The sequence below is a fragment of the Methylobacterium oryzae genome (assembly GCF_036441375.1).
Lineage (GTDB): Bacteria > Pseudomonadota > Alphaproteobacteria > Rhizobiales > Beijerinckiaceae > Methylobacterium > Methylobacterium oryzae_A.
Genome location: NZ_MLCA01000010.1, coordinates 554,227 through 578,674 on the forward strand (window position 1 = coordinate 554,227; position 24,448 = coordinate 578,674).

Here is a 24,448-nt window from a genome sequence, read left to right on the forward strand (position 1 = left end):
GCCGTCATGTCGGGCGCTGAGAACAGGGTCGCCATCGTCACCGGCGGCGGCCGCGGCATCGGCCGCGCGGTGGCGCTGCTCCTGGCTGAGCGCGGCTACGCGGTCTGCCTGAACTACGTGTCGGACGCCGCCGCGGCGCAGGACGTGGTGGACGCGATCGCGGCCAAGGGCGGCCAGGCGCTCGCCGTGAAGGGCGACGTCGGCAGCGAGGCCGACGTCCTCGCCCTGTTCAGGGCGGCCGACGGGCTCGGCCGCCTGACGGCGCTCGTCAACAATGCCGGCGTGGTCGACGTGAAGTCGGACGTCGCCGACATGAGCGCGGAGCGGCTGCAGCGGATGATGACCACCAACGTGGTCGGCAGCTTCCTGTGCGCCCGCGAGGCGGTGCGGCGCATGTCGACCAAGCGCGGCGGCGCTGGCGGCGCCATCGTCAACCTGTCCTCGGTGGCGGCGCGCCTCGGCGGACCCGGCCAGTTCGTCGACTACGCCGCCTCCAAGGGCGCCATCGACTCGCTGACGATCGGGCTCGCCCGCGAGGTCGCCGGCGACGGCATCCGGGTCAACGCGGTGGCGCCCGGCATCATCGCCACCGAGATCCACGCCAGCGGCGGCGAGCCCGACCGGGTGGAGCGCCTGGGACCCGGCGTCCCGATCGGCCGGGCCGGAACCGCCGAGGAGGTCGCCGCGCCGATCGTGTGGCTCCTCTCGGACGAGGCCTCCTACACCACGGGCGCCATCCTCGACATCGGCGGCGGCCGCTGAGGCCAAGCCCCATCTGACATTCCCTGCCCGTCTCGCACGCGGCACGACCGAGCGGAAGCGAACCTCCATGTCCTACGATCTCGTCGTCATCGGCACCGGCCCCGGCGGCTACGTCTGCGCGATCCGTGCGGCGCAGCTCGGCCTGCGGACCGCCGTCGTCGAGAAGCGCGCGACGCACGGCGGCACCTGCCTCAACATCGGCTGCATCCCGTCGAAGGCGCTGCTCCACGCCTCGGAGGCGTTCGAGGAGGCCAACAAGCACTTCGCCGATCTCGGGATCGATGTCGGCACCCCGAAGCTCGACCTGAAGAAGATGATGGCCTTCAAGGCCGAGGGTGTGGCGGGCAACACCAAGGGCGTCGAGTTCCTGCTCAAGAAGAACAAGGTCGACACCTTCCACGGCACCGGCCGTATCGCCGGCGCCGGCCGCGTCGAGGTCATCGCCGAGGATGGCGGCAACCAGATGCTCGAGACCAAGAGCATCGTCATCGCCACCGGCTCGGACGTGACGCGCCTGCCCGGCGTGACCATCGACGAGAAGGTCGTGGTCTCCTCCACGGGCGCCCTCGAGCTCGATCGGGTGCCGAGGAAGCTCCTCGTCATCGGCGCCGGCGTGATCGGGCTGGAGCTGGGCTCCGTCTGGCGCCGGCTCGGCGCCGAGGTCACCGTGGTCGAGTACCTCGACCGGGTGCTGCCCGGCATGGACGGTGAGGTCGGCAAGCAGTTCCAGCGGATCCTGACCAAGCAGGGCATCGCCTTCAAGCTGTCCACCAAGGTGACCGGCGTCGAGGTCGGCAAGAAGGGCGCGAGCGTCACGGTCGAGCCGGCCGCGGGCGGCGCGGCCGAGACCCTGCAGGCCGACGTGGTTCTCGTGGCGATTGGCCGGGTGCCCTACACCGAGGGCCTGGGCCTCGACACGGTCGGCGTCCAGCGCGACGACAAGGGCCGGATCCTGACGGATTCGCACTACGCCACGAACGTCACCGGCATCTACGCCATCGGCGACGTGATCGCCGGCCCCATGCTGGCCCACAAGGCCGAGGACGAGGGCGTGGCGATCGCCGAGATGCTGGCCGGTCAGTCCGGCCACGTGAATTACGGCGTGATCCCCAACGTGGTCTACACGTTCCCGGAGGTCGCCTCGGTCGGCAAGACCGAAGAGGAGCTCAAGAAGGACGGCATCGCCTACAATGCCGGCAAGTTCCCCTTCACGGCGAACGGCCGGGCGAAGGCCAACGGCACCACGGACGGCTTCGTGAAGGTGCTGGCCGACGCCCAGACCGACCGGGTGCTCGGGGTGCACATCGTCGGCGCCGACGCCGGCAACCTGATCGCCGAGGTCGCGGTGGCGATGGAGTTCGGCGCCTCGTCCGAGGACATCGCCCGCACCTGTCACGCGCACCCGACGCTGACCGAGGCCGTCAAGGAAGCCGCGCTCGCCGTGAACAAGCGCGCCATCCACGTCTGACGGGCGGAGGCCCACGGCTACACAAGCTTGACATCTCGGCAGGCTCGGCCGTCAGCGCGAAGGGGCGAGGGTCCCCTCTCCCGTGCCGGAGAGGGACCTGTCGCGCTCCGTCACAAGCCGCGCGCCTCGAATCTGTGTGGCGCTTACGGAGAAGACCCGGAGCGGGATCAGGCGATCTTGCGCCGGGGATTGGGCAGGTCGGCGATCCGCAGCAGCGCGCTCGGCGCAGGCGGGGCCGTGAGGGCGTTCAGCAGGTACGGCCGGCGCAGGCCCAGGGCGTTGTGCAGGGCGAGGTCGATGTCGCGGGCGTAGAACGGCATCCGCAGCACCGCGTCGACGCCGAAGTAGCGGCCTGCCTGTGCGACGGGCTCCAGCTCGGACGTGGTCAGCAGGGTGATCCGCGTCGCGAGGCCTAGGGGTTGGATTTGGCAGGCCAGTTCGAGCCCGTCGATGCCGCCGAGCTTCACGTCGATGAAGGCGAAGTCGTAGGCGGCGAGCTTCAGCTGCTTGAGGGCGTGGCGGCCATCATCCGTCTCGTCGAGCTCGATCGCGAATCCGCTGCGCGCCACGACGCGGCTGATCGCGGAACGCCCGGCCGGAGTCGAGCAGGCGAGCAGGGCCCGGGTTGGCGCGCGACGGCGGGCATCCGCGTGGAGCAGCGGCTCGATATGGCTCGGGTCGAGGGGCGTCTTCAGGACCTCGTAGGCCCCGAGGCTCGTGGCGATCTCCTGCCAGTGCGGCAGCACGCGGGTCGCCACCAGCACCAAACAGGGGGGCTCCGCCCCCTTCCGGCGCGCCACGGCGACCGCCTCCGGGCCACTGAGATCGTCGAGCTGCAGCCCGACGAAGGCCAGGGTCGGACGGTGCCGGAGGAGGATGTCGCAGAGCGCCTGGCCCGAGGTCGCTTCGTCGATCACGGCGCGGGGATCGAATCGCAGGACGATCTCCCTCAGGGAGGCGCGTCGGCCCAGATCGCAATCCGCGATCACAACACGTGCCGGCGCCCTCCCATCCTCAAGATCCATGACGCCCGCCCAAGCCGATCCCGTTCGTTGGTCATAATGGCCGAAGATCGTGACGAAGCTCTTAAAGGGCGTGGCTCTGCACTGGACGGACACGATGACGCGCCTATAGCCGATGATCAGCGCTCTCGAAGTCGAAGTTCTTAGCTATCTTGGTCAATGGCGGGCCCTCGGATGGGCCGCCGCGTAGGCGCTCATGAGGCGGGCGGCATCGACCTGCGTGTAGAGCTGCGTGGTGGAGAGAGAGGCGTGGCCCAGAAGTTCCTGGATCGCGCGCAGCTCCCCCTGGCGGGCCAGAAGATGCGTGGCGAAGGAGTGCCGCAGGGCGTGCGGCGTGGCGCTCTCGGGCAGGCCCAGGGCGCCGCGGGCGCGCGCGACGGTGTACTGGATGATGCGCGGTGAGAGCGGGCCGCCCCGGGTGCCGAGGAAGAGCGGTCCCTCCTGCGGCAGCGGCAGCGGACAGGCGGCGATGTAGTCAGCCACCGCCTGCGCCACGACGGGCAGGATCGGTACCATGCGCTGCTTGCCCCCCTTGCCGAGCACGGTGACCTGATCGACGCCCGGCACAGGCGCGTCGCGGCGGGTCAGACCCAACGCCTCGGAGATGCGCAGGCCCGCGCCGTAGAGCAGCGCCAGCACGGCGGCGTCCCGAGCGAGGACCCAGGGCTCCCGCTCCTCGCCGGCGCGGATCGCGGTCTCGGTCAGCGCCACGGCGGCGGAGACGGGCAGCGGCCGGGGAAGCCGCCGCGGAACCTTGGGCGAGCGCACGCCGCCCAGGGCCGAGACGGTGCCGAAACCCTCGCGCTCGAGGAAGCGCGCGAAGGAGCGCAGGCCCGCCAGCATGCGCATCAGCGAGCGCCCGGAGACCTCGTCGGCCCGGCGCGCGGCCATGAAGGCGCGGATGTCCCGCACCTTGAGCCCGACCAGCATTGGGATCGTCGGCACCCCCTGGCGGGACGCGAGGTGGTGGAGGAACTGACGGAGGTCGCGCCCGTAGGCCTCGACGGTGTTGGGCGACATCCGGCGCTCCCGCGCCAGCCCCTCGATCCAGGCCAGGACGGCGTCGCGAAGGCGGGCATCCCCCGGAAACAGCAGCCGGTCGCCCTGAATCTCGTGCGTGCTCGCATGCGTGCTCATGGCCACACTCGACCGGATCATCATTGCTGGGAGCTTAATGCCGTTTGCCGTCCGCCCCTACGGCCGGGCTCGTCCCGCGCGGCGCGCCGTGCCAAGCTGAGCCGATGATCCTCCTCGCCTACGCGGCCGCCGCCCTCGCCGAGATCGCCGGCTGCTTCGCGTTCTGGGCGTGGCTCCGGCTCGGACGGTCGGCCTGGTGGGTGCTCCCGGGTCTCGCCTCGCTGGCGGCCTTCGCAGCCCTGCTGACCCTCGTGGACAGCCCCGCGGCGGGGCGCACCTTCGCGGCCTACGGCGGCGTCTACGTGGCGGCCTCGGTCCTGTGGCTGTGGCTCGCGGAGGGCCAGCGGCCCGACCGCTGGGACCTCGCGGGCAGCGCGGTCTGCCTCGCCGGAACGGCGCTGATCCTCCTCGGCCGCCGGGGATGAGATCGACCCGGCAGCGCAGCGTGCCGGGACGGCCACAGGCGACAACCTCCGCGTCCGGAACCTTGGTGAAACCAAGTGTTCACGATACGTACGGCAGCCTCGGGCCGTTCACCGAGCCGTGGAGCCCCATGACCAGCCTCGTCCGCATTCTCGGCATCGATCCCGGACTCCGCCGCACCGGCTGGGGCCTGATCACCGCGCAGGGCACGAAGCTCACCTACGGCGATTGCGGGGTCGTGACCTCGGACGGGGAGCTTCCGCTGGCCCTGCGTCTGCGGGAGCTGTTCGAGGGGATCAGCCGCATCGTCGAGGCCGTGCGGCCCGACGAGGTCGCGGTGGAGGAGACCTTCGTCAACAAGGACGCCCAGGCGACGCTCAAGCTGGGCCACGCGCGGGCGATGGCGCTGCTCGTGCCGGCTCTCGCCGGCCTGCCGGTGTTCGAGTACGCCCCCAACCTGATCAAGAAGACCGTGGCGGGCTCCGGCCACGCCGAGAAGACGCAGATCCAGGCGATGGTGCGCTTCCTGCTGCCGAAAGCGGAGTTCCGCGTCGCGGACGCGGCCGACGCGCTGGCCATCGCGATCACCCATGCCAGCCACCGGGACAGCCACGCGCTGCGGCAGGCGCATCTGCCGGGGGGCAAGCGCCGCTCGCTTACCGGCCAGGCGGCCGCGGGACAGGGGCTCGAAGGGAAGGGCTTCTCCGCCGCCGCGGCCGCGCGCATCGAGGCCGCGCTGGCGAAACAAGGCTGACAGGGTCGGGAAGAACTTGGTGGGGGAAGTAGGACTCGAACCTACGAAGCTTACGCAGCGGATTTACAGTCCGCCCCCTTTGCCGCTCGGGACATTCCCCCAAGGCGGGCATCGCCCGCGGCGCCCTTATGGTGAGGGGTGGGCCGGGTGTCAACGCTTATGGTGCACCGATCCGCTCGCCGGGTGCGGCAATCGTGGAGAGCGGGGCTGTTTCGGCCCGGAGCGCCGCGTTCGCGGCGGTTCCTGCCCTGGGCACCCGAGCGCCCGGCACGCGATCCGGGCAGCGCCGCCTAGGATGAAAACGCGAACGTTCCGCGACTCCGGGGATTCACAAAGGAATCCGGATCGGCCACGGTGTGCCGATGTCGCCCTGCTTCGCCGGCCCTTGACCCGTCCCGCCCCGTCCCTGCGGTCGCACCAGCGCACGCTGATGGCCCTGGTCGCGGCCATGGCGAGCGGGGAGGCGGCGCATGTCCGGAAGATCCTGGCCGCGGTCACGCCGGGCGGCGGCAAGTCGCTTCTGCCGGTCATCGCCGCGCACCGGCTGATCGAGGCGGGCCTCGTCGAGCGCGTGGTCTGGGTGGTGCCGCGGGATTCCCTGCGGTTGCAGGCCGAGGAGGCTTTCGCCGATCCGCTCTGGCGCGCGGCCTTCGGGCACGCCCTCAGCGTGCGGGCAGCCGACAACGAGCGCGACCCGGCGCGGGGTCTGGCCGGCTACGTCACCACCTATCAGGCGGTCGCCGCCGCCCCGGCGCTCCATCTCGCGGAGGCGCGGGCGCACCGCACCCTGCTGGTGGTCGACGAGGTCCACCACCTGCCGGTACCCGGACGCCCGGGCGCCGACGAGACCTCCGCGGAGGACGCGGAGGCGGGGGCATGGTCCCGCGCGATGCTGCCCGTCATGGAGGCGGCTTCCGTGCGCCTGTACCTGTCGGGGACGCTGGAGCGGGCGGACGGGCGGCGGATCCTCGGGCTGCCCTATCAACCCGCCGCGCTCGGCCGCGGGCCGGAGCTCGACCTCGGCGCCCCGGGCCTCGCGGTCATCGGGTACTCGCGGGCGCAGGCGCTCGCCGAGCGGGCGGTTCTGCCGGTGACGTTCGGCGCCATCGACGGCGAGGCGAGCTGGCTGGAGGGCGGTCGGATCGCCGGCGACAGCCCGCGGGTCGGGCCGCACCGGCTGGGTGCGGGCTCGGTCCGGATCACCACCCGGCCGGCCCTGTTTACCGCGCTGAGGACCGGCTTCGCCCGCGACCTGCTGAGCGAGGCGTTCTTCGCCACGAAGCGCCTGCGCGCCCGGCGCCGGGCCGAGCGGGATCTCCCGCCCGGCGAGCCGGCCCGGGGGCTCGGCAAGCTCCTCGTGGTCGCGCCCGATCAGGCGAGCGCGCGGGCCTACCTCGCGACCCTGCGCGACTGGATGCCGGCCGGGCAGGGCGCGCGCGACGTCCGCCTCGCGACCTCCGGCCAGGGCGACGCCCACGCGGCCCTGGCCGCGTTCCGGCTCACGCCCGAGCCGGCCGTGCTGGTGACGGTGGCGATGGCGTATGAGGGACTCGACGCCCCGGAAGTCGCGGTGGTCGCGGCCCTGACGCATATCCGCTCCCGGCCCTGGCTCGAGCAGATGCTCGCCCGGGCCACCCGGGTCGATCCCCATGCCGGGTCTTACGACGGGCAGCAGGCACTGATCTTCCACCCCGACGACCCGCTCTTCGCCCGGTTCCGCCTGGAACTCGAGACCGAGCAGGGCAGCAGCGTGCGGCCGCCCCGCGAGCGGCCGGCGAGCGCCGTCGTGCCGGAGCGGACCCGCTGGCGCGACGACGAGCCGGCCGGCATCACCCCGCTGGAGAGCAATGCGATCGGGATGCGCTACGCCCTGCTGCGACCGCGTCTTCCCGAACCGGTCTCCGCGGCGCCCGCGCCCGAACCGCCCTCGATCACCGAGCGAACCCTGCGCCAGCGGCTCGCCGCCGCGGTGGCGGCGCAGGCGGTGGAGGACGAGACCTCCCTGCGCGTGCCCCGCGGCGGCAATCTCGCCCACCGCTACAACGCCGTGCTCAAGCGCGTGCTCGGCAAGGGCCGCGCGACCATGACCCTCCCGGAACTGGAGGCGGCCCTGTCCTGGCTCGAGCGCAACCGCCTCTCCGACCATCTCGACCGCCTCGACGGCGATGCCCGCTACGCGTGGTCCGCCCGCCAGCGCCGCGGTCGCTGGCAGCCGGAGCGCGCCGCCGGCCGCTGAGACGTCCGGGAGGGTGAAAGCCGTGACCGAGAGCCTGCCCGCCGCCTTCGCGGCGACACTCGCCGCGTCCGAGCCGCCGAACGGCTGGGCCGCACCGCTCGCCGCGCTCTGGTGGCTCGCCCGCGACGCCTCCGGGCCGGCCTCCGTCGCCTGGGAGCGGGCGCACCGCCTCGTCCAGGATGCCGGCGGAGCCGACGCGGCCTGGGTGCACGCTCATCTCCACCGGATCGAGGGGGACGACGGCAATGCACGCTACTGGTACGGGCGCGCCGGCCGCACGGTCCCGAACGGCACGCTCGCCGAGGAGTGGACCGCGCTCATCGTCGCTCTCTGGACGCCGTCCTGATCGCCCGGAATCGCGCCGCGCCGGCCGCCACGACCCCGTCGAATCGCGGAACGCCAAGGCTCACAGCCAGTTGAATGGCCGCCCGACGCGGAGATCGGGCCTCGATTATCGGAGCGGACCCATGAGCCTCCTCGGCAGCATCGTCAGCAAGATCCTCCACCCGTTCGGCGGGGGAACCGCGGACGCCGCACCCGCGCCCAACGCCGGCTCCGGCGGCCCGGCCGGCACGAGCACCCCCTCCACTCCGTCGGCCCCCGGCACGGCCGGCGGCAGCGAGCCCGTGGATGTCGAGGCGGTGCTCACCAGCCTCGCCGAGAAGACCCCGCAAAAGCTCGACTGGCGCCACTCGATCGTCGACCTGATGAAGCTTCTGGGCCTCGATTCCGGCCTCGCCTCGCGCAAGCAGCTTGCCGATGAGCTCCACTACACCGGCGACAAGGACGATTCCGCCAGCATGAACATCTGGCTGCACAAGCAGGTCATGCAGAAGCTCGCCGAGAACGGCGGCAAGGTTCCGGACGATCTGAAGCACTAGCGCGTCGGTCCCGGGCTCTTCGAGAGCATCGCCGCGGACGGTTTCGACCGGCTCCGCGGCGATGTCTTCGCCCCTACCGGCGGACGTCCTTGGCGTGTCCTGCGCCTGCGGCTCGCCCGTCCGGCGACACTTGCGGGGTGCCCTTCGCCGCGCAGCTGTCTGTCCCGGTCCCAAGGATCGCGTCACGCAGCGCCGGATCCGTCGGTACGGAGGAGCGATCGGTCATACAGACCCTGACCGGGGATCACGGCGGCGCCTTCCGGGCGTCCGCTCTCGCCGCCTTCGCTAGCGCCCGGCCTGGATCTCTCCCTCCGCGGCGACCGAAATTCCTCACCAGCCCCGATCGCCGGCTCAACGACGCCGCGCGCGACTCGTCCGCCACGGCATCCCCGCGGATGCGGGCGCTGACTGGCCCCGGCGGGGGTCTGCGTCAGCGGCCGGTACGGACCCGGGTCCAGAGGCGGGTGACGTAGCGCTGGGTGCGGTCGTCCCAGGCAGTGTTGATGGAGAGGCGCTGCATCGTCGCCTCGTCAGGGTAGATGCCGGGATTGCTCAGGATCTCGGGCTTCACGAACTTCTTCGCCGCGAGGTTGCCGCTCGCGTAGGAGACGAAGTTGGTGTTGGCCGCCGCCACCTCAGGTCGCATCATGTAGTCGATGAAGGCCATCGCCTCGGCCGGGTGGGCGGCATCTTTCGGGATCGCGAAGGTATCGAACCACATCAGCGCGCCTTCCTTCGGCACGACGTAGGCGATGTCGATCCCGTTCTTGGCCTCCTCGGCCCGGCGCTTGGCCTGCATGATGTCGCCGGAATAGCCGACGGCCAGGCAGATGTCGCCGTTGGCCAGCGCCTGGATATATTCCGACGAGTGGAACTTCCGCACGGCGCCGCGCACCTTGTAGAGCGCGTCGGTCACCAGAGTCATGTCGTCCCAGCGCTTGGAATCGGCCTTGGCACCGAAAGCCGGCAGCATGCTGGGGATCAGGTCCTCGGGGCTGTCAAGCATCATGATCCCGCACTCCTTCAGCTTGTTCGCCGAGGCGGGATTGAGGACGACGCTCCAGGAATTCACCGCCGCGCCGGCGCCCAGGCGCTCGCGTATGGCGGCAACGTTGTAGCCGATGCCGGTCGTGCCCCACATGTAGTCGACGGCGTAGGTGTTGCCGGGATCGTAGGCCGCCAGCCGGCTGGTCACCTCGGGCCAGAGGTTGCCGAGGTTCTTCAGCTTGGACTTGTCGAGGGGCAGGAACGCGCCGGCCCGGATCAGCCGCTGCAGGTAGGGCCCTGACGGCACGACGATGTCGTAGCCTGACCGGCCGGCCAGAAGCTTGGTCTCCAGAATCTCGTTGTTGTCGTAGGTGTCGTAGACGACCTTGATCCCGGTCTCGCGGGTGAAGGCCTCGAGCACCTTCGGGTCGATATAGTCCGACCAGTTGTAGATGTTGACGACCCGCTCCTCGGCGGCCGGGGCCGGCCGCACGAGGGGGAGGGCCGCCATGAGCCCTCCCGCGATAACGGCCGCGGCGGCCGTCAGAACGGTGCGGCGCGCGCCGATCACCGGCTCCTCGCGGCCACGACCACGATCTCGACCAGATACTCGGGCGCCGCGAGCTTGGCCTCGACGGTGGCGCGGGCCGGCGGGTTCTCCGGGGAGACCCAGGCGTCCCAGGCAGCGTTCATCTCCGCGAAGGTCGCGATGTCGGCGAGGTAGACGGTGGCCGAGAGGATCCGCGCCTTGTCGCTGCCGGCCGCGGCGAGGAGGCGGTCGATCTCCGACAGGATCTGCTGGGTCTGGATCGTGACCCCGGTGCCGACCGTGTCGGAGGCGACCTGCCCGGCGAGGTAGACCATGTCGCCGAAGGTGACGGCCTGCGACATCCGCTTGCCCGGCTCGATCCGCTGAATGTCCATACCCGTCTCCACATCCTCGAGAAGCGGCGTATCTGCCGCCCCACCGGCCTAGCCGTAAAGAGCCGCGCGCGCACGCACCGCGGGAACCCGAGGAAAATCGTCATCGCGGGGCGGGGTGCGGGCAACCGTCGCGGGTCTCGAAGCGTTCTGCCGCCATCGACAGTCACGCCTTGGGGTTTGTTATGGGTATCCTCTGGACCATCATCATCGGGTTTCTCGCCGGCGTCATCGCCAAGTTCCTCATGCCGGGCCCGAACGAGCCCGCCGGCTTCATCCTGACCACGATCCTCGGCATCGTCGGCGCCTTCGTGGCGACCTTCCTGGGCCAGGCCATCGGCTGGTACGGCCCCAACCAGGGCGCGGGCTTCATCGGCGCCATCGTGGGCGCCGTGGTCGTGCTGTTCATCTACGGCCTGATCGCCGGTCGCCGCACCACCACCTACTGACCATCCGGCAGCCGGATAAGTCGAGGGGCGCCCCGCGGGGCGCCCCTTTTGTTGTCTGGCTGACGCATTGCGGTTCGGGATCCCGCCACGGCGCCCTCCGTCATCACGAGCGCAGCGAAGTGACCCAGGACAGCCCGACGATGTCGAACGTTGCGCGGACTGGACTGCTTCGCTTCGCTCGCAAGGGCGGAAGCGCCGAAGCCCTCAAGGGGCAGGGGCTCAGAGATGCTCGGACGCGGCCTTCACGGCGCAGTGACCCGTGGCACCGCGCACAGCGAGGCCCACGCCGACCACGAGCGCCAGCAGGCTCAGGAGCTTGTTGGGACGGGGCTGCGCGGCGGCCGCGGCGATGCCGAGGCCCAGGGCCACCGAGACGGCGCGCTCCGTCGTCGACAGGTTCGGCTGCCCGCTGAAGATGTCGTGCATCATGTCGTTGGCCATGGGGGTCTCCGGTTGGGAAGTCGCGGGGGAACGCGGCATCCGGCGCCCCGTTCCCGGCCGACGGTCGGAGGAGCCCTCTCCCGGCCGGGCAACAAAAAAGGCGCGGCCCCGGAGGACCGCGCCCGTTCGAGACATCCCGCGACGGCCGTGGCCGGCGCGGGCGTCCCGCGTGCTTACTCGCCGGCCTCGCGGCGGCGCTCGCCGCGATGGCGGCCACCCTCGCGGGGCTCGCGCGGCTCGTCGCCGCGCTCGGCCCGCTCGGCGTCGCGCTGGGCCTTCACCTTCTCGGTGATGTCCTCGCCGGTCTGCTGGTCGACGACCTTCATGGACAGGCGGATCTTGCCGCGATCGTCCTGGCCGAGGAACTTCACCTTGACCTTGTCGCCTTCCTTGACGACGTCCGTCACCTTGGCGACGCGGTTCGCGGCGAGTTCCGAGATGTGGACGAGGCCGTCCTTGGCGCCGAAGAAGTTCACGAAGGCGCCGAACTCCATGCACTTCACGATCGTGCCGTCGTAGATCACGCCGACCTCCGGCTCCGCCACGATCGAGCGGATCCAGTTGTAGGCGGCCTTGATGGCCTTCCCGTCCGAGGAGGCGATCTTCACGACCCCAGTATCCTCGATGTTGATCTTGGCGCCGGTCTTCTCGACGATCTCGCGGATCACCTTGCCGCCGGTGCCGATCACGTCGCGGATCTTGTCGGTCGGGATCTGCATCGTCTCGATGCGCGGCGCATACTCGCCGAGCTCCGGACGGGCCGCGGTCAGGGCCTTGGCCATCTCGGCGAGGATGTGGGCGCGCCCGTCCTTCGCCTGGTCGAGGGCGACCCGCATGATCTCCTCGGTGATGCCGGCGATCTTGATGTCCATCTGGAGCGAGGTCACGCCCTCGTCCGTGCCGGCCACCTTGAAGTCCATGTCGCCGAGGTGATCCTCGTCGCCCAGGATGTCCGACAGGACCGCGAAGCGCTCACCCTCGAGAATGAGGCCCATGGCGATGCCGGCCACCGGACGGCGCAGCGGCACGCCGGCATCCATCAGCGACAGCGAGCCGCCGCAGACCGAGGCCATCGAGGACGAGCCGTTGGACTCCGTGATCTCCGACACGACGCGGATCGTGTAGGGGAACTCGTGGGCCGGCGGCAGGACCGGGCGGATCGCCCGCCAGGCGAGCTTGCCGTGGCCGATCTCGCGGCGGCCCGGCGAGCCCATCCGACCGGTCTCACCGACCGAATAGGGAGGGAAGTTGTAGTGGAGCAGGAAGCGCTCCTTGTAGGTGCCTTCCAGCGCGTCGATGAACTGCTCGTCCTCGCCGGTGCCCAGCGTCGCCACGACGAGCGCCTGGGTCTCGCCGCGGGTGAACAGGGCCGAGCCGTGGGCGCGGGGCAGAACGCCGACCTCGGAGAGGATCGAGCGGACCGTCTTCACGTCGCGGCCGTCGATGCGGGCGCCACTGTCGAGGATGTTCCAGCGGACCACCTTCGACTGGGCCTCCTTGAAGGCGGCCTTCACCTTCTCGGCCGGGTACTTCTCGGCGCCCTCGGGGCAGAGGGCGGCCATCACCTTCGCCTTCACGGCGTCGACGGCGGCGTAGCGCTCCTGCTTGACGGTCTTGGTGTAGGCGGCTCGCAGCTCGGCCTCGCAGACCTCCAGGACGGCCTTCTCGACGTCGGCGTTCTCGGGGGCCTTGAAGTCGCGCGGCTCCTTGGCAGCCTTCTCGGCCAGGCGGATGATCGCCTCGATCACCGGCTGGAAGTGCTTGTGGCCGAACATCACGGCGCCGAGCATCACGTCCTCGGAGAGCTCCTTGGCCTCCGACTCGACCATCAGCACCGCGTCCTGCGTGCCGGCGACGACGAGGTCGAGGCTGGACTCTTCCTTGGTCTCGGTGACCAGCGGGTTCAGCCGGTAGCCGCCGTTGATGTAGCCGACGCGGGCGCCGCCGATCGGGCCCATGAACGGCACGCCCGACAGGGTCAGGGCCGCGGAGGCCGCGACCATCGCGACGATGTCGGGATCGTTCTCGAGGTCGTGGGTCAGGACGGTGACGACGACCTGGGTGTCGTTGCGCCAGCCCTCGATGAAGAGCGGGCGGATCGGGCGGTCGATCAGACGGGAGACCAGGGTCTCCTTCTCGGAGGGACGGCCCTCGCGCTTGAAGTAGCCGCCCGGGATGCGGCCGGCAGCGTAGGCGCGCTCCTGGTAGTTCACGGTGAGCGGCATGAAGTCGATGCCGGGCTTCGGCTCCTTGGCGGCGACCACGGTCGCGAGCACCGAGGTCTCGCCGTAGGTGGCGATCACGGCGCCGTCGGCCTGGCGGGCAACCTTGCCGGTCTCCAGGACGAGCTTGCGGTCGCCCCACATCAGCTCTTCGCGTTGAACGTCGAACATTCTTTCGTCTCTTCCTTGCCTGCGGCGGGCCCAAGCCCGGCGCCGCCCGGGGGCAAGACGGCGAGACACTCCGCGGCGTGAGTGTCTCGCGATCCTGCCCCGACGCTGGCGCCTCGAAGCGGCCCGCTTGACGGACGGCCGGACCCATTCCGGCAGCCCGCGATGGTGAAACGCGGCCCCGGGCCGGGCCCGGAACCGCGCGATAGACGCCTTAGCGGCGGATGCCGAGACGCTCGATGAGGGCGCGGTAGCGGGCCTCGTCCTTGCGCTTGACGTAGTCGAGCAGCGAGCGGCGCTGCGAGACCAGCTTCAGGAGGCCGCGCCGGGAATGGTTGTCCTTGGCGTGGGTCTTGAAGTGGCCGGTGAGGTTGGTGATCCGCTCGGTCAGGATCGCGACCTGGACCTCGGGGGACCCGGTGTCCTTGGCGTCCTTGCGGTGTTCCTTGATGAGCGCGGTCTTGCGCTCTGCCGTGATCGACATCGCGTGCCTTTCGGGTTGTGCTGGTCGGATGCGGCGCCCCAAACGGGCGCGCGCGGGCTCGGCGTTCGGCCGGTGCCGGGATGTCGTCCAGCACGGTCACAGCGCCAAGCGGCTCAAGCCCCGCCCGGAAATCCGGGTCGAGGCCGCGCGATCCATACACGAAACTGCCGGTTATGCCAGTCCCGGACGGGATGGGTTGCGGCGGTGCGGCGTCGCGGCGGCCCGTCCTCGCTCCAAAGAACGGTTAACGCCCCCGTGCTACCCGGATCCGCTTACGAAACGCGGCCCGGCGATGAACGGCACCTTCTCGGATGCGTGCGGCGTCGTGGTCGCGGCACTGATCGGCATTCCCCTCGTTCTCCTGCCGGGCTACGCCCTGGGCGGCCTGACCGGCATCCTCGGCTTCCGCGCGCTCGCACCCGGCGACCGCGTCCTGTGCGCGGCGCTGCTCGGGATCGGGCTCCTGCCCGCCCTCGGCGGGCTGCTGATCCAGGCGGCCGGCGTCCCGGTCGCGGCGCTCGGCACCGGCGCCCTGGGGCTCGCGGCGCTGCGGCCGGCCCTGCGGAGCCTGCGAGACTCCCTCGACCGCGCCGTCCTGGCCCTCGCAATCCTGTGGCTCGGCGTCGTGGCCTACGCGCTCATCGATATCGACACCGGCACGGCCCTCTACCGGCCCGTCACGGTCATCGACCTCGTCAAGCACGCGGCGCTGACCCGCGCGATCGTCGAGCACGGGCTCCCGCCCGTCGACCCGTTCTTCGCCCGGCCCGAGCGGGCGGGTTACTATTACGGCTTCTACACGCTCACCGCCCTGGTCGACTGGGCGGGCGGGCGGCTGATCGATGGCCGGACCGCCTTCGCGGGCCTGGCCTTCTGGACTGGCCTCGCGCTCCTCGGCCTGCTGGACCGGCTCCTCGCCGCGACCGGCCTCGTCGCGGACGCCGTGCCCCGGCTCGTGCGCCGCGCGGTGCTCCTGCTGCTGCCGGCCGGAAGCCTCGACATCCTGCTGGTCCTCGCCGACCGGGCGACCTCCGGGACCTGGCTGCCGATCCCGGAATGGCTGAACGAGCAGGTCCTCAACTGGCCCGCCTCCCTGGTCTGGGTGCCGCACCACGTCGCCGGCGCCCTGGCCGGATGGCTCGGTCTCCTGGCCTTGGCCGAGGCCGCCGACAGGGCGCGGCCGGACCGGCGCGCGGAGGTCGCGGCGATCGGCGTCGCGGGTCTGGCCTTCGCGGCCTGCGCGAGCCTGTCGGTCTGGGTCTGCCTCGGCACGGCGGGCGCGGCGGGAATCTGGCTGGCGCTGCTCGGCCTGGAGCGCCGCTGGCGCGCCGCGGCCCGGCTGGCGGTTTCCGGCCTGCTCAGCGCCGCGCTGGCCGCCCCCTACCTGCTGAGCGTCCTGGCCAACCGGACCGACAGCGGCTCGCCGATCCGGCTCTCGATCCGGCGGTTCGGGCCGCTCGACGGCCTCGTGGACGAACCGGCCCTGAGCGCGCTCAGGCTGCTCCTCCTGCCGCTGAATTACTACACGGCCCTGGGCATCTTCGCCGCCGGTGCGCTGCTGTTCTGGCGCCTCGTGCCCCGCCGCGAGGCCCATGGCCGGGAGGCGGGGCGGCTGCTCACCCTCTGCGCGGCGGCCGGCCTGATCCTCGGCGGCGTCCTGCGCTCGGCGATCCTCAACAACGATCTCGGCGCGCGCGTCGTTCTGCTCGCGCAGGTCGCGACCCTCGTCTGGACCGTCGTGGCCCTGACCCGCCTGGCCGAGGCGCGGCGGCTCCGGTTCCCCCGCCTCCTCGCGGCCCTGCTGATCCTCGGTTACGCGACGACCCTCTACGGCTTCGTCGGGATGCGCGCCTATTCCGCCTCCGACCGGCCCGCCTTCGCACGCCTCGCCGGCCGTCCCGATATCGACCGGGCGCTGCGCGCGGCCTACGCGTGGGCCGGCACGCACCTGCCCAGGGACCTGGTGCTGCAGCAATCGCCCCTGCCGCGCCGGGTGTTCGATTTCGGGCTCTACGGCCTCCAGCCGACGGGCGTTGCCGACGCGGAGGCCCGGCTGTTCGGCGCCCCGCCCGAGGCCGTGACGTCGCGACTCGCCGCCGTCGCGCCGCTCTTCCGCGACCGCCTGGACGGCGCCGAGGTGCGGCGGCGCGCCGAGTCGGCCGGGATCGGCGCCCTGGTCGTCACCGCGCAGGATCCCCCCTGGAGCAGCCCGGATTCCTGGGTCTGGCGCAGCCGCGCTGTCTATGCCGATCCGCTCGTCCGGATCCTGCGGGTCGAGGATCTCCGTGGAGAAACTCCATGACTGAAGCCGGCTCGACGACACCCGCCCGCCCGCGCACCGGGCAGGCCCTGCGCTGGCTCGGCGCACAGGCGCTGCTGCAGGCCGCAGCGATCGCCCTCGGCTTCGGCTGCTTCGTGCTGCTGTTCCAGACGGATCTCTGGGCCGGCGTGACCATCCTGTTCTACCGCGGCCTGATCCTGCTCGCGGTCGCCTTCCTGCTGACCCTCGCCGTCACCGCGACCCTGGCCGGGCTCGGCCGGGCCTGGGGGCTGCGCCGGCGGGACGCCCTCGGCGCCTGCGTCCTGTCGCTGTCCCTGAACCTGAGCGCCTTCGTGATCCTGCCGGTGACGGTCGACCGGTCGATCAGCGTGTTCCTGCTCGGCCAGATGGCCGCCCGTCCCGAGGAGCGCTTCACGCCGGAGCGGGCGCGGACGGTGTTCGAGCGGATCTATCTCGGCGAGTTCCGGCAGATGGAGCGGCGCCTGGCCGAGCAGCAAGCGTCCGGCAACGTCGCGCGGGCGGAAGACGGCTACGTCATCACCCCGCAGGGCAGCGCCTTCATCCGCTTCTGCGGCCTCGTCGCCCGGGCGTTCCGGACGGATACCCGGATGATCGGGGGCGCGACCGCCGCCGGGCATCCGTCCGTCGCGGGCGATCCGGGAGCTCAGGACAAGGTCGCCGATGCAGCGCGGCAATAGGCGGTCCCGTCTGCGACCCGGCCCGGCGCGCGGCGTGCTGGACAGCGACGCCGGGAACAGCGCGCGGTCCGACAAGCGTGGTGCAACCCGGGACTGCTTCGCTCAGCGTGCGGCCGGAGGCCGGTCGAGCGGATTCCGCTTCGGGCGCCGTCCGGGCATGGAATATGCCGGGTAATCGTCCGGGCGAGGGAGAACGGACGCGATGGCAGAGTCCGCGGTGACCATTGATGAACGGACGGACGCGGGCGCGGAGCGCGGGCTCGCCCGGAGCCTCACCGCGCCGGGCCTCGTCGCCATCGGCCTCGGCGCCACGATCGGCGCCGGCATCTTCGTGCTCACCGGCACGGCGGCGGCGCAGTATGCGGGCCCGGCGCTCAGCCTCTCCTTCGTGATCGGCGGCATCGCCTGCGGCCTCGTCGGCCTATGCTACGCCGAGCTGGCAGCCATGATCCCGGAGGCGGGATCGACCTACACCTACACCCGCGCGAGCCTCGGGCGGTTCCCCGCCTGGATCATCGGCTGGGACCTCGTCCTCGAATTCGCCGTGGCGGCGGCGACCGTGGCAGTGGGCTGGTCGGGCTACGCGCAATCCCTCGCGGCGGAGTTCGGCCTGCATCTGCCGCCGGCCCTGGCCCGGGCGCCCGGCGACGGCGGCCTCGTCAACCTCCCGGCGGTCGGCATCGTGCTGCTGCTCAGCGCCCTGCTGATGCGCGCCACCAAGGAGGCCTCCCTGGTCAACGGCCTGCTGGTCGCCTGCAAGGTCGCGATCATCCTGGCCTTCGTGGGCGTCGGCGCGGCCCATCTCCAGCCGGAACTCTGGCACCCCTTCGTGCCGGAGAATGCCGGCACCTTCGGCGCCTATGGCTGGAGCGGCGTGTTCCGCGGCGCAGCGGTGGTGTTCTTCGCCTTCGTGGGCTTCGAGACGGTGGCGACGGCCGCGGGGGAGTGCCGGGCGCCGCAGCGCGACGCGCCGGTGGGCCTGATCGGATCGCTGCTGATCACCACGATCCTGTACGTGGCCATGGCGGCCGTCCTCACCGGCCTCGTGCCCTACCGCGATCTCGACGTCGCCGACCCGGTGGCCAAGGCGGTCGACGTGATCGGCCTCTCGGGCTTCTCCACGATCATCAAGGTCGGCGCCCTGATCGGACTGACCACCTCGGCGCTGACCGCGCTCTACGGGCAGAGCCGGATCTTCTTCGCCATCGCCCGGGACGGCCTCCTCCCGCGGATCTTCTGCCGCGTCCACCCGGTGACGCGCGCGCCCGTGGCGAGCCAGCTGGTAATCGGCCTGTTCACGGCGGCCGTGGCGGGGCTCGTGCCCATCGACGTCCTGGGCGAGATCGTCAGCATCGGCACGCTCCTGGCCTTCTGCCTCGTCTGCGCGACGGTGCTGATCCTGCGCCGGACCGATCCGGACCGGGCGCGCCCGTTCCGCGTGCCGGCGGTGACACTCACGGCGGGGCTCGGGATCCTGTCCTGCGCGACGCTGATGGCCTCGCTGCCGGCCGACACCTGGATCCGCCTCGCGGTCTGGCTGGCGATCGGTCTCGCGATCTACGCCGGCTACGGCCGGCGGCACGGCCGGTTCAGCTGATCAGGTTGATCGTGGCCTGCGCGAGCGTGCTGATCGAGGCCGAGGCGCTGAGGCTCAGCTCGTAGTTCCGGATCACCCGCTGCAGGTCGGCCGATTCGACCGCGATGTTCACGTTCGGGAGGCGGACATAGCCCCTCAGGTCCGCACCGGGGCTGGTCGGGTCGTAGCGGGTGCGGAAGCCCGTCGTGTCGCGGACGATCCGGCCGACCGGGTCGCCGGAGCTGTCGGCGACCACGGGCGCGAACACCGCTATCTTGCGGGCGTAGGGTGGACCGCCCGGGTTGGTCGGCACCGAATCGGCGTTGGCGAGGTTCTCGGAGATCGCGCGGATCCGCCCGCTCTGCACCTGCCGGCCGGCGGCCAGGGCGTCGGAGGCCGAGTGGAGGGCGCTGGTATCCGGCATGCGCGGGCCCTGTCGACGGCGAGGATCTGACCGAGTCCTTGCCGAACAGCCTTAACCGGGGGTTAAGACGCCCGCGCGGACAGGCTCAGCGCGTCCCGCAGGTCCTGCCCGTCGGTGAGCCGCAGGCCGCGGCGGCGCAGCGCCGCCAGCATCGCGCGGTCCGGGAACGGGCAGTAGGGCAGAACCGGCGCGGTCCGCCCCTCCGGCAGGGTACCGGTCCGGGCGACGTCGTCGAGCAGCCGGTCGAGCATCCCCCGCCCGTGGGCGTGGAGCGCCACCGAGGCCCGGGTCGCGGTGGTCCCCTCGGGCAGCGCCACCGCCTCCTGGGCGAGGATCGCGCCGGTGTCGATCGCGGCGGCCAGCCGGTGCAGGGTCATGCCGAACTGCCCGGGCCCGTCGGCCAGGGCGTGGATCGTCGGCACCGGACCCCGGTGGCGCGGCAGCAGGCCGGGATGCCCATTGATGCCGCCGAGCCGCGCCAGCCCGATGGTCTCGGGCTTCAGGATCTGATCGAAATGGTAGGTGAGGATCAGGTCCGGCGCCGCGTCCCGCAGCGCCTGCGCGACGTCGGGACCGTTGACGTCGTCGACCGTCAGGGTCGGGATGCCGAGGCGGCGGCACAGGGTCCTGAGCGGCGTCGCCTCCGGCGCGTCGCCGCTTCCGGACGCAGCCTGGGTCAGGGGTGCCAGGGGCCTCAGCAGGTCCGGCAGGCCGAAATTGACGGCCAGATACGGCAGGATCCCGGTGCCCGAGCGCGCGAGGTGCCGCCGGATCTGCCCCGTCAGGCCGCCGCTCGACGGCCGCTCGGCGTTCGAGAGCCCCACCAGCGCGATGTCGGCTCGGAGATCGGCGACGAGCCGGCGCACCACGCGGGCGTTCGGCAGCGCCTCCAGAACGAACAGCGCGATCCGGGGCCGCGCCATCAGCGCCGCTTCCGGCGCTGGAACCGGAAGGCGTAGAGGCCGGCCTTGCGGACGTTCTCGGGCAGGAGCAGCACGGTGCGGGCGAGCGCCGTGAGGATGAAGGGGAAGGCAATGACGTCGCGGTTGGCCGCGATGCCCTTGGCGATCCGCACGGCCGCCTCCTCGGCGCTGATCTCCAGCGGCCGCCAGCCCTTGAGTTCGCCGCCCATCGGCGTCTTCACGTAGCCCGGGGTGACGACGTTGACCTTCACGCCCCGGGGCGCGACCTTCTGGCGCAGGGCGAGGCCGTGCGCGACGAGGGCCGCCTTGGCGCCGCTATAGGCCGGCGCGTCCTGGAGCGGCGCGTAGGCCGCGAGCGACGACAGCAGCACGATCTGGCCGCGCCCGCGCTGGAGCATCAGCGTCAGGGTCGGCAGCACCACGTTGAGCGAGCCGGTGTAGTTGATGTCGGCAGTCTCGAAGGCGACGTCCTCGGCCTCGACCTGCCCCTCCTGGTTGCCGCCGTTCACGGCCGCGTTGGCGATGACGAGGTCGAGGGGCGACTCCGCGTCCGAGCGGTGCACGAGCGCCGCCGCGGCGGCCCGATCGCGGGTGTCGAGGCGGGCCGTCTCGGCGGTGGCACCCTTGGCGCGGCAGTCGCGGGCGACCGCCTCCAGCCGTTCGACGTTGCGGCCGACGAGGATGAGGCTCACGCCGGTTTGCGCGTAGTGGCGCGCCAGCGCGGCGCCGATGCCGCTCGACGCGCCGGTGATCAGAATGCGGGGCATGGGGCGGGTTACGCCGCTGCGCGGGGAAAGATCAAGGCCGGGAAAGGCTCACCGGCGCTGAAAGCCGCTTCAAAGGACGCCGACCGATGCCGACCCGGGCCCCCGCCGACGCCGGTCAGTAGACCGGCGCGAGCTCGCCGTCGCGCTCGGCCGCCTCGGTGACCGCCCGCGCCGCCGCCAGCATCGAATCGGGCAGGGCGGACTCCATGCGCGGCACCGAGCCGGCCACGGCGCGGTCGATCGCCTCCTTCGAGAAGAAGCCGCCGTTGACCTGGGTCCGGTGCAGGACCACGCGGCGGAAATCCGCCATCAGGTCCATCTCCGGCGGCGTCGGGCTCTTCCAGAAGCTGTCGAGGTCGCCCTGATGGGTCAGGCCGGCCATGTTGTAGATCGCGGTGCCGACCGCGTGGGTCGGGCAGCCCATCTCCAGCGACAGCATCCCCACCGTCGAGTTGACGATGACCACGCCGCGGGCACCCTTGATCAGGGCCGGGAGGTCGCCGCCGTCGATGAAGTCGAGCCGGTCGCTGACGCCGTGGCGCCGGGCCGAGGCGCGGGCGAATTTGCGCCAGTTGATCAGGCCGCTGTCGAGCGGGTGCAGCTTCACCAGCAGCCGGGTCGGCGCCGAGGATCCGTCCGCGAAGGACTTGATCACCCGGTCCATGAAGCCTTCGACGCCGAGGAACGGCGAGTGGACCCGGATCTGGTAGTCGCTGTCGAGCTGCAGCGGCAGCAGGAAGTAGTCGCAGCCGACCGCGCGGTAGATCTCGTCGCAGCGCGCCGCCTCGCGGCGGGTATGGGCGCGGCGGGCGAATTTCTTGATCCACCCGGCATACTCGGCCGCGATATGGGTGGGCCGGTGGCTGCGGAAATGCGGGAAGAGGTACGGGAACAGGACGTTGGCGAGGTTGTAGCCGACGTCCCAGACGCTCCGGCGCGCCATGTCGCCGGTCGAGGGCATCGCCCGGCCGGGCTGCGGCAGGCGCCGCGCCAGGGACCGGATCTCGGCGGCCGTCCGCGGGAGGGACGAGAAGCCGTTCACGCCGCCCAGCTCGCAGGTGATCCAGTTCGGGCGGATATAGCCCTCCTCGAACACGTGCACCCGCAGGCCCCGATACTCGGCGATCATGCGGGCTGCCTTGTGGAACGGCCGGCAGTCGCCGAACAGCACGATATCGGTCACGCTCTCGCGGTCGAGATAGGCCTCGAGATACTCGCCCCAGGCCTCGCGGCGACCGCGGTAATTGTCGGCCTCGCCGCTCCAGAACAGCCAGTCGCCGGGGCAGAGATTGATGCGCCGGACGTTGTGTCCCCGCGCGCGCAACGCCTTTCCGAGGTCGGAGAAGAACGGCGTCGCGATGCCCTGCAGGAAGAGGAAGGTCGCGGGGCGGTCGCGGAGGGCGTCGGGGGCGGGCTGTTGCATTCCGCGGCGCTTCTGTCCTTGACCCTTGGCCGGTTGAACCCAACCGGCGAGAGACTCTTGAGGTGGCACGGCGCCCGGCGGGCCCGCAATCCGAAGCCATGCCGTGGCATGGCGTTTCCGCGCTGGCGTGGCCCGTCTGCAACGGTCCCGCGCCTGCGGCTCAGCCTCCGGATTAGGCGGGCAATCGCGGCGACGATATGTCCAAATCCTTTCCAGGACGTGGCGACGGCGACGCGCGCTCAGGTTGTCCCCGCGTTGCACCACCATCCCACGCCGGCGAAAATGCGCTACAGGCAGGGTCCGCCCCTCGCCCGACCGGAGCCGGACGCACCGACCATGCCCGCTGACCCGACCCCGTCGCTCTACGCGACCGGCCGCACGATCCGCCGCCTGCGGGCGGAGATCGAGGGCGCGACGGGCCTCGCCTTCGGCCCGGTGCGCCCGGGCGCCATCGGCGCGGCCTGGGGCGCGGGCAGCCTCGCCGGGCGCCTGCTCGCGCTGCAGCCTCGCCGGGCGCCTGCTCGCGCTGGCGGGGCGGCGCCGGCTCGTGGTCGCGCCCGGGCCGGTCCTGAGCCCCTACGACGCGCCGGAGGCCGGCTTCGCGTCCCTGCGGCTCACCCTCGACGGCGCCCCCCTCGGCGGGGAGGGCGGCGTCCACTACTTCGACCCCTGGAGCCGGGCGCCGATCGACCGCGCGGCCTGCGCCGAGCGGGTGGCGTGGCTCGCCGCCCGCTTCGCCGAGAACGACCGGCGGGTCATCTATGTCGGCATGTCGCGCTGGAAGCGGCCCGCCCTCGACGTCCTCGGCGCGGGGCCCGCCGGCCGGCCGATCCACACCATGACCACCGAGGCCGCGATTGCGGCTGGGCAGCGCCACGACGGCCGCCTCCTCGCCTGGGCGACGCGGGCCCCAGGCCAACTCGAGGAGGCCTGCGCGCGGGCAGGATTGCCGCTCGCCCGCGTGGAGGACGGATTCCTGCGCTCGGTGGGGCTCGGCGCCAGCCTGCAGCCGGGTGCCTCCATCGTGGTGGACGACCTCGGCATCTACTACGACCCGCGGCGCGAGAGCCGCCTGCAGCGGCTGCTCGCCGAGGCCGACTTCACCCCGGACCTCGTCGCCCGGGCGCGACGCCTGCGCGAGGAGGTCGTGGCGCGCCGGCTCAGCAAGTACAATGTCGGCCTCGACGCCGCCGCGCTCGACTGGCCGGCGGGCCGGCGGATCGTGCTCGTGCCCGGTCAGGTGGAGGACGACGCCTCGGTGCGCCACGGCTCGCCGCTGGTCCGCTCGAACCGGGCGCTGCTGGAGGCGGCGCGGCGGCGCAACCCGGACGCGTTCCTGCTCTACAAGCCGCATCCGGACGTGGAGGCCGGGTTCCGGCCCGGCATCATCCCGGAAGCGGAGGCCCTGACCCTGGCCGACCGGATCGTGGGCGGCATCAGCATCGTCGATCTCCTCGACCGGGTGCACCACGTGGAGACCATGACGTCGCTCGCCGGGTTCGAGGCCCTGATCCGCGGCCTCACCGTGGCGACCCACGGTCGGCCGTTCTACTCGGGCTGGGGCCTGTCGGAGGATCTCGCGCCGGGCGCCGACCGGGGCCGCCGGCTGAGCCTCGACGAGCTGGTGGCCGGCGCCATGATCCTCTACGCGCGCTATCTCGACCCGGTGGTGATGAAGCCGTGCACCCCGGAGCAGCTCCTCGACCGCCTCAGCGCGGCCCGGGCGGCGGCGCCGCGCAACGCCCTCTCCCTCGGCCGGACCGCTCACCTCGTGATGCGCGCCCGCTACGGCCTCCTCAATCCCGTGGTGCGGGCCCTGCGCAGCCGGCGCGGCGTCGGCCGCGAGGCCGGCGGCGGACCGCGCTAGGCCACGCTCCGCGGGACGAATCCGGTTCCACGAGACCCTGATGTGACACCAAAGTGATAGCGCGCGCTGCTAGAGTCCGCCCGCAGCTGCCCCCCGGAGACCGTTTCCGATCATTCCGCATCAGGAACGGCTCG

General features: G+C 71.8%; 23 protein-coding genes and 1 tRNA gene. 12 read left to right on the forward strand and 12 right to left on the reverse strand.

Annotated features, from left to right (window positions below):
• Positions 1 to 6 precede the first annotated feature (6 nt).
• Both MOTC310_RS21035 and lpdA read left to right on the forward strand, forming a co-directional pair.
• Positions 7 to 762 carry an SDR family oxidoreductase gene (locus MOTC310_RS21035; RefSeq protein ID WP_331303171.1) on the forward strand — a complete coding sequence of 252 codons (756 nt, stop codon included), beginning with the start codon at positions 7 to 9 and terminating at the stop codon, positions 760 to 762.
• 67 nt (positions 763 to 829) lie between these two features.
• Entirely contained in the window at positions 830 to 2,230 is a 1,401-nt protein-coding gene (lpdA, locus tag MOTC310_RS21040) for a dihydrolipoyl dehydrogenase (protein ID WP_331303172.1), read from the forward strand.
• Between the two features lie 167 nt (positions 2,231 to 2,397).
• Here the strand turns inward: lpdA and MOTC310_RS21045 are convergent, their stop codons facing one another.
• Positions 2,398 to 3,147 carry a response regulator gene (locus MOTC310_RS21045; RefSeq protein ID WP_331290989.1) on the reverse strand — a complete coding sequence of 250 codons (750 nt, stop codon included), beginning with the start codon at positions 3,145 to 3,147 and terminating at the stop codon, positions 2,398 to 2,400.
• 261 nt (positions 3,148 to 3,408) lie between these two features.
• Entirely contained in the window at positions 3,409 to 4,389 is a 981-nt protein-coding gene (locus tag MOTC310_RS21050; RefSeq protein ID WP_331303173.1) for a tyrosine recombinase XerC, read from the reverse strand.
• A gap of 104 nt (positions 4,390 to 4,493) precedes the next feature.
• On the opposite strand from MOTC310_RS21050, the gene MOTC310_RS21055 reads away from it, so the two are divergent.
• Both MOTC310_RS21055 and ruvC read left to right on the forward strand, forming a co-directional pair.
• Entirely contained in the window at positions 4,494 to 4,814 is a 321-nt protein-coding gene (locus MOTC310_RS21055; protein WP_331303174.1) for a YnfA family protein, read from the forward strand.
• A 128-nt stretch (positions 4,815 to 4,942) separates the two neighbouring features.
• A complete protein-coding gene (gene ruvC, locus MOTC310_RS21060; RefSeq protein ID WP_331303175.1) occupies positions 4,943 to 5,566 on the forward strand; it encodes a crossover junction endodeoxyribonuclease RuvC in 624 nt (207 codons plus the stop codon).
• A 17-nt stretch (positions 5,567 to 5,583) separates the two neighbouring features.
• On the opposite strand, the gene MOTC310_RS21065 is transcribed toward ruvC, so the two are convergent.
• Positions 5,584 to 5,667: transfer RNA gene (locus tag MOTC310_RS21065), tRNA-Tyr, on the reverse strand.
• Positions 5,668 to 5,951: 284 nt separating this feature from the next.
• On the opposite strand from MOTC310_RS21065, the gene MOTC310_RS21070 reads away from it, so the two are divergent.
• The 3 genes from MOTC310_RS21070 (at position 5,952) to MOTC310_RS21080 (ending at position 8,683) form a co-directional block, all read left to right on the forward strand.
• Positions 5,952 to 7,802 (forward strand): DEAD/DEAH box helicase, encoded by a 1,851-nt coding sequence (locus tag MOTC310_RS21070; protein WP_331303176.1) that lies wholly within the window; start codon positions 5,952 to 5,954, stop codon positions 7,800 to 7,802.
• A gap of 22 nt (positions 7,803 to 7,824) precedes the next feature.
• Complete coding sequence (locus MOTC310_RS21075) at positions 7,825 to 8,148, forward strand: hypothetical protein (RefSeq protein WP_331303177.1); 324 nt, start codon at positions 7,825 to 7,827, stop codon at positions 8,146 to 8,148.
• A 121-nt stretch (positions 8,149 to 8,269) separates the two neighbouring features.
• Positions 8,270 to 8,683 carry a DUF3597 domain-containing protein gene (locus MOTC310_RS21080; protein WP_331303178.1) on the forward strand — a complete coding sequence of 138 codons (414 nt, stop codon included), beginning with the start codon at positions 8,270 to 8,272 and terminating at the stop codon, positions 8,681 to 8,683.
• Positions 8,684 to 9,113: 430 nt separating this feature from the next.
• Here MOTC310_RS21080 and MOTC310_RS21085 read toward each other — a convergent pair whose 3' ends face one another.
• Entirely contained in the window at positions 9,114 to 10,181 is a 1,068-nt protein-coding gene (locus tag MOTC310_RS21085; RefSeq protein ID WP_331303179.1) for a polyamine ABC transporter substrate-binding protein, read from the reverse strand.
• 56 nt (positions 10,182 to 10,237) lie between these two features.
• A complete protein-coding gene (locus MOTC310_RS21090) occupies positions 10,238 to 10,594 on the reverse strand; it encodes a RidA family protein (protein ID WP_024830885.1) in 357 nt (118 codons plus the stop codon).
• A 182-nt stretch (positions 10,595 to 10,776) separates the two neighbouring features.
• On the opposite strand from MOTC310_RS21090, the gene MOTC310_RS21095 reads away from it, so the two are divergent.
• Entirely contained in the window at positions 10,777 to 11,040 is a 264-nt protein-coding gene (locus MOTC310_RS21095) for a GlsB/YeaQ/YmgE family stress response membrane protein (protein ID WP_012317940.1), read from the forward strand.
• A 219-nt stretch (positions 11,041 to 11,259) separates the two neighbouring features.
• Here the strand turns inward: MOTC310_RS21095 and MOTC310_RS21100 are convergent, their stop codons facing one another.
• The 3 genes from MOTC310_RS21100 to rpsO all read right to left on the reverse strand — a co-directional run bounded on the left by MOTC310_RS21100 (position 11,260) and on the right by rpsO (position 14,355).
• The gene (locus tag MOTC310_RS21100; RefSeq protein ID WP_020093742.1) at positions 11,260 to 11,481 is read right to left on the reverse strand and encodes a YgaP-like transmembrane domain; all 222 of its coding nucleotides are present in this window, start codon (positions 11,479 to 11,481) and stop codon (positions 11,260 to 11,262) included.
• Positions 11,482 to 11,654: 173 nt separating this feature from the next.
• Positions 11,655 to 13,874: a polyribonucleotide nucleotidyltransferase gene (gene pnp / locus MOTC310_RS21105; RefSeq protein WP_331303180.1), complete on the reverse strand. Its 2,220-nt coding sequence runs from the start codon at positions 13,872 to 13,874 to the stop codon at positions 11,655 to 11,657.
• A 211-nt stretch (positions 13,875 to 14,085) separates the two neighbouring features.
• Entirely contained in the window at positions 14,086 to 14,355 is a 270-nt protein-coding gene (gene rpsO, locus MOTC310_RS21110) for a 30S ribosomal protein S15 (RefSeq protein ID WP_010685305.1), read from the reverse strand.
• Positions 14,356 to 14,647: 292 nt separating this feature from the next.
• Between rpsO and MOTC310_RS21115 the strand changes: the two genes are divergently transcribed.
• The 3 genes from MOTC310_RS21115 to MOTC310_RS21125 all read left to right on the forward strand — a co-directional run bounded on the left by MOTC310_RS21115 (position 14,648) and on the right by MOTC310_RS21125 (position 18,931).
• The gene (locus tag MOTC310_RS21115; RefSeq protein ID WP_331303181.1) at positions 14,648 to 16,657 is read left to right on the forward strand and encodes a hypothetical protein; all 2,010 of its coding nucleotides are present in this window, start codon (positions 14,648 to 14,650) and stop codon (positions 16,655 to 16,657) included.
• Entirely contained in the window at positions 16,654 to 17,334 is a 681-nt protein-coding gene (locus tag MOTC310_RS21120) for a hypothetical protein (RefSeq protein ID WP_331303182.1), read from the forward strand. The genes MOTC310_RS21115 and MOTC310_RS21120 overlap by 4 nt, the downstream gene beginning before the upstream one ends.
• A gap of 202 nt (positions 17,335 to 17,536) precedes the next feature.
• Positions 17,537 to 18,931 (forward strand): amino acid permease, encoded by a 1,395-nt coding sequence (locus MOTC310_RS21125; RefSeq protein ID WP_331303183.1) that lies wholly within the window; start codon positions 17,537 to 17,539, stop codon positions 18,929 to 18,931.
• Here the strand turns inward: MOTC310_RS21125 and MOTC310_RS21130 are convergent.
• The 4 genes from MOTC310_RS21130 to MOTC310_RS21145 all read right to left on the reverse strand — a co-directional run bounded on the left by MOTC310_RS21130 (position 18,924) and on the right by MOTC310_RS21145 (position 22,447).
• The gene (locus MOTC310_RS21130; protein WP_331303184.1) at positions 18,924 to 19,334 is read right to left on the reverse strand and encodes a flagellar basal body rod protein FlgC; all 411 of its coding nucleotides are present in this window, start codon (positions 19,332 to 19,334) and stop codon (positions 18,924 to 18,926) included. The two genes, MOTC310_RS21125 and MOTC310_RS21130, sit on opposite strands and share 8 nt — an antisense overlap.
• A gap of 62 nt (positions 19,335 to 19,396) precedes the next feature.
• Complete coding sequence (locus tag MOTC310_RS21135) at positions 19,397 to 20,257, reverse strand: formyltransferase family protein (RefSeq protein ID WP_331303185.1); 861 nt, start codon at positions 20,255 to 20,257, stop codon at positions 19,397 to 19,399.
• Positions 20,257 to 21,024 carry an SDR family NAD(P)-dependent oxidoreductase gene (locus MOTC310_RS21140; protein ID WP_331291005.1) on the reverse strand — a complete coding sequence of 256 codons (768 nt, stop codon included), beginning with the start codon at positions 21,022 to 21,024 and terminating at the stop codon, positions 20,257 to 20,259. Before MOTC310_RS21140 ends, MOTC310_RS21135 begins: the two co-directional genes overlap by 1 nt.
• Before the next feature lie 115 nt (positions 21,025 to 21,139).
• The gene (locus MOTC310_RS21145) at positions 21,140 to 22,447 is read right to left on the reverse strand and encodes a capsule biosynthesis protein (RefSeq protein WP_331303186.1); all 1,308 of its coding nucleotides are present in this window, start codon (positions 22,445 to 22,447) and stop codon (positions 21,140 to 21,142) included.
• Positions 22,448 to 22,994: 547 nt separating this feature from the next.
• Here MOTC310_RS21145 and MOTC310_RS21150 point away from each other — a divergent pair.
• Positions 22,995 to 24,314: a capsular polysaccharide export protein, LipB/KpsS family gene (locus MOTC310_RS21150; RefSeq protein WP_419539941.1), complete on the forward strand. Its 1,320-nt coding sequence runs from the start codon at positions 22,995 to 22,997 to the stop codon at positions 24,312 to 24,314.
• Positions 24,315 to 24,448 lie beyond the last annotated feature (134 nt).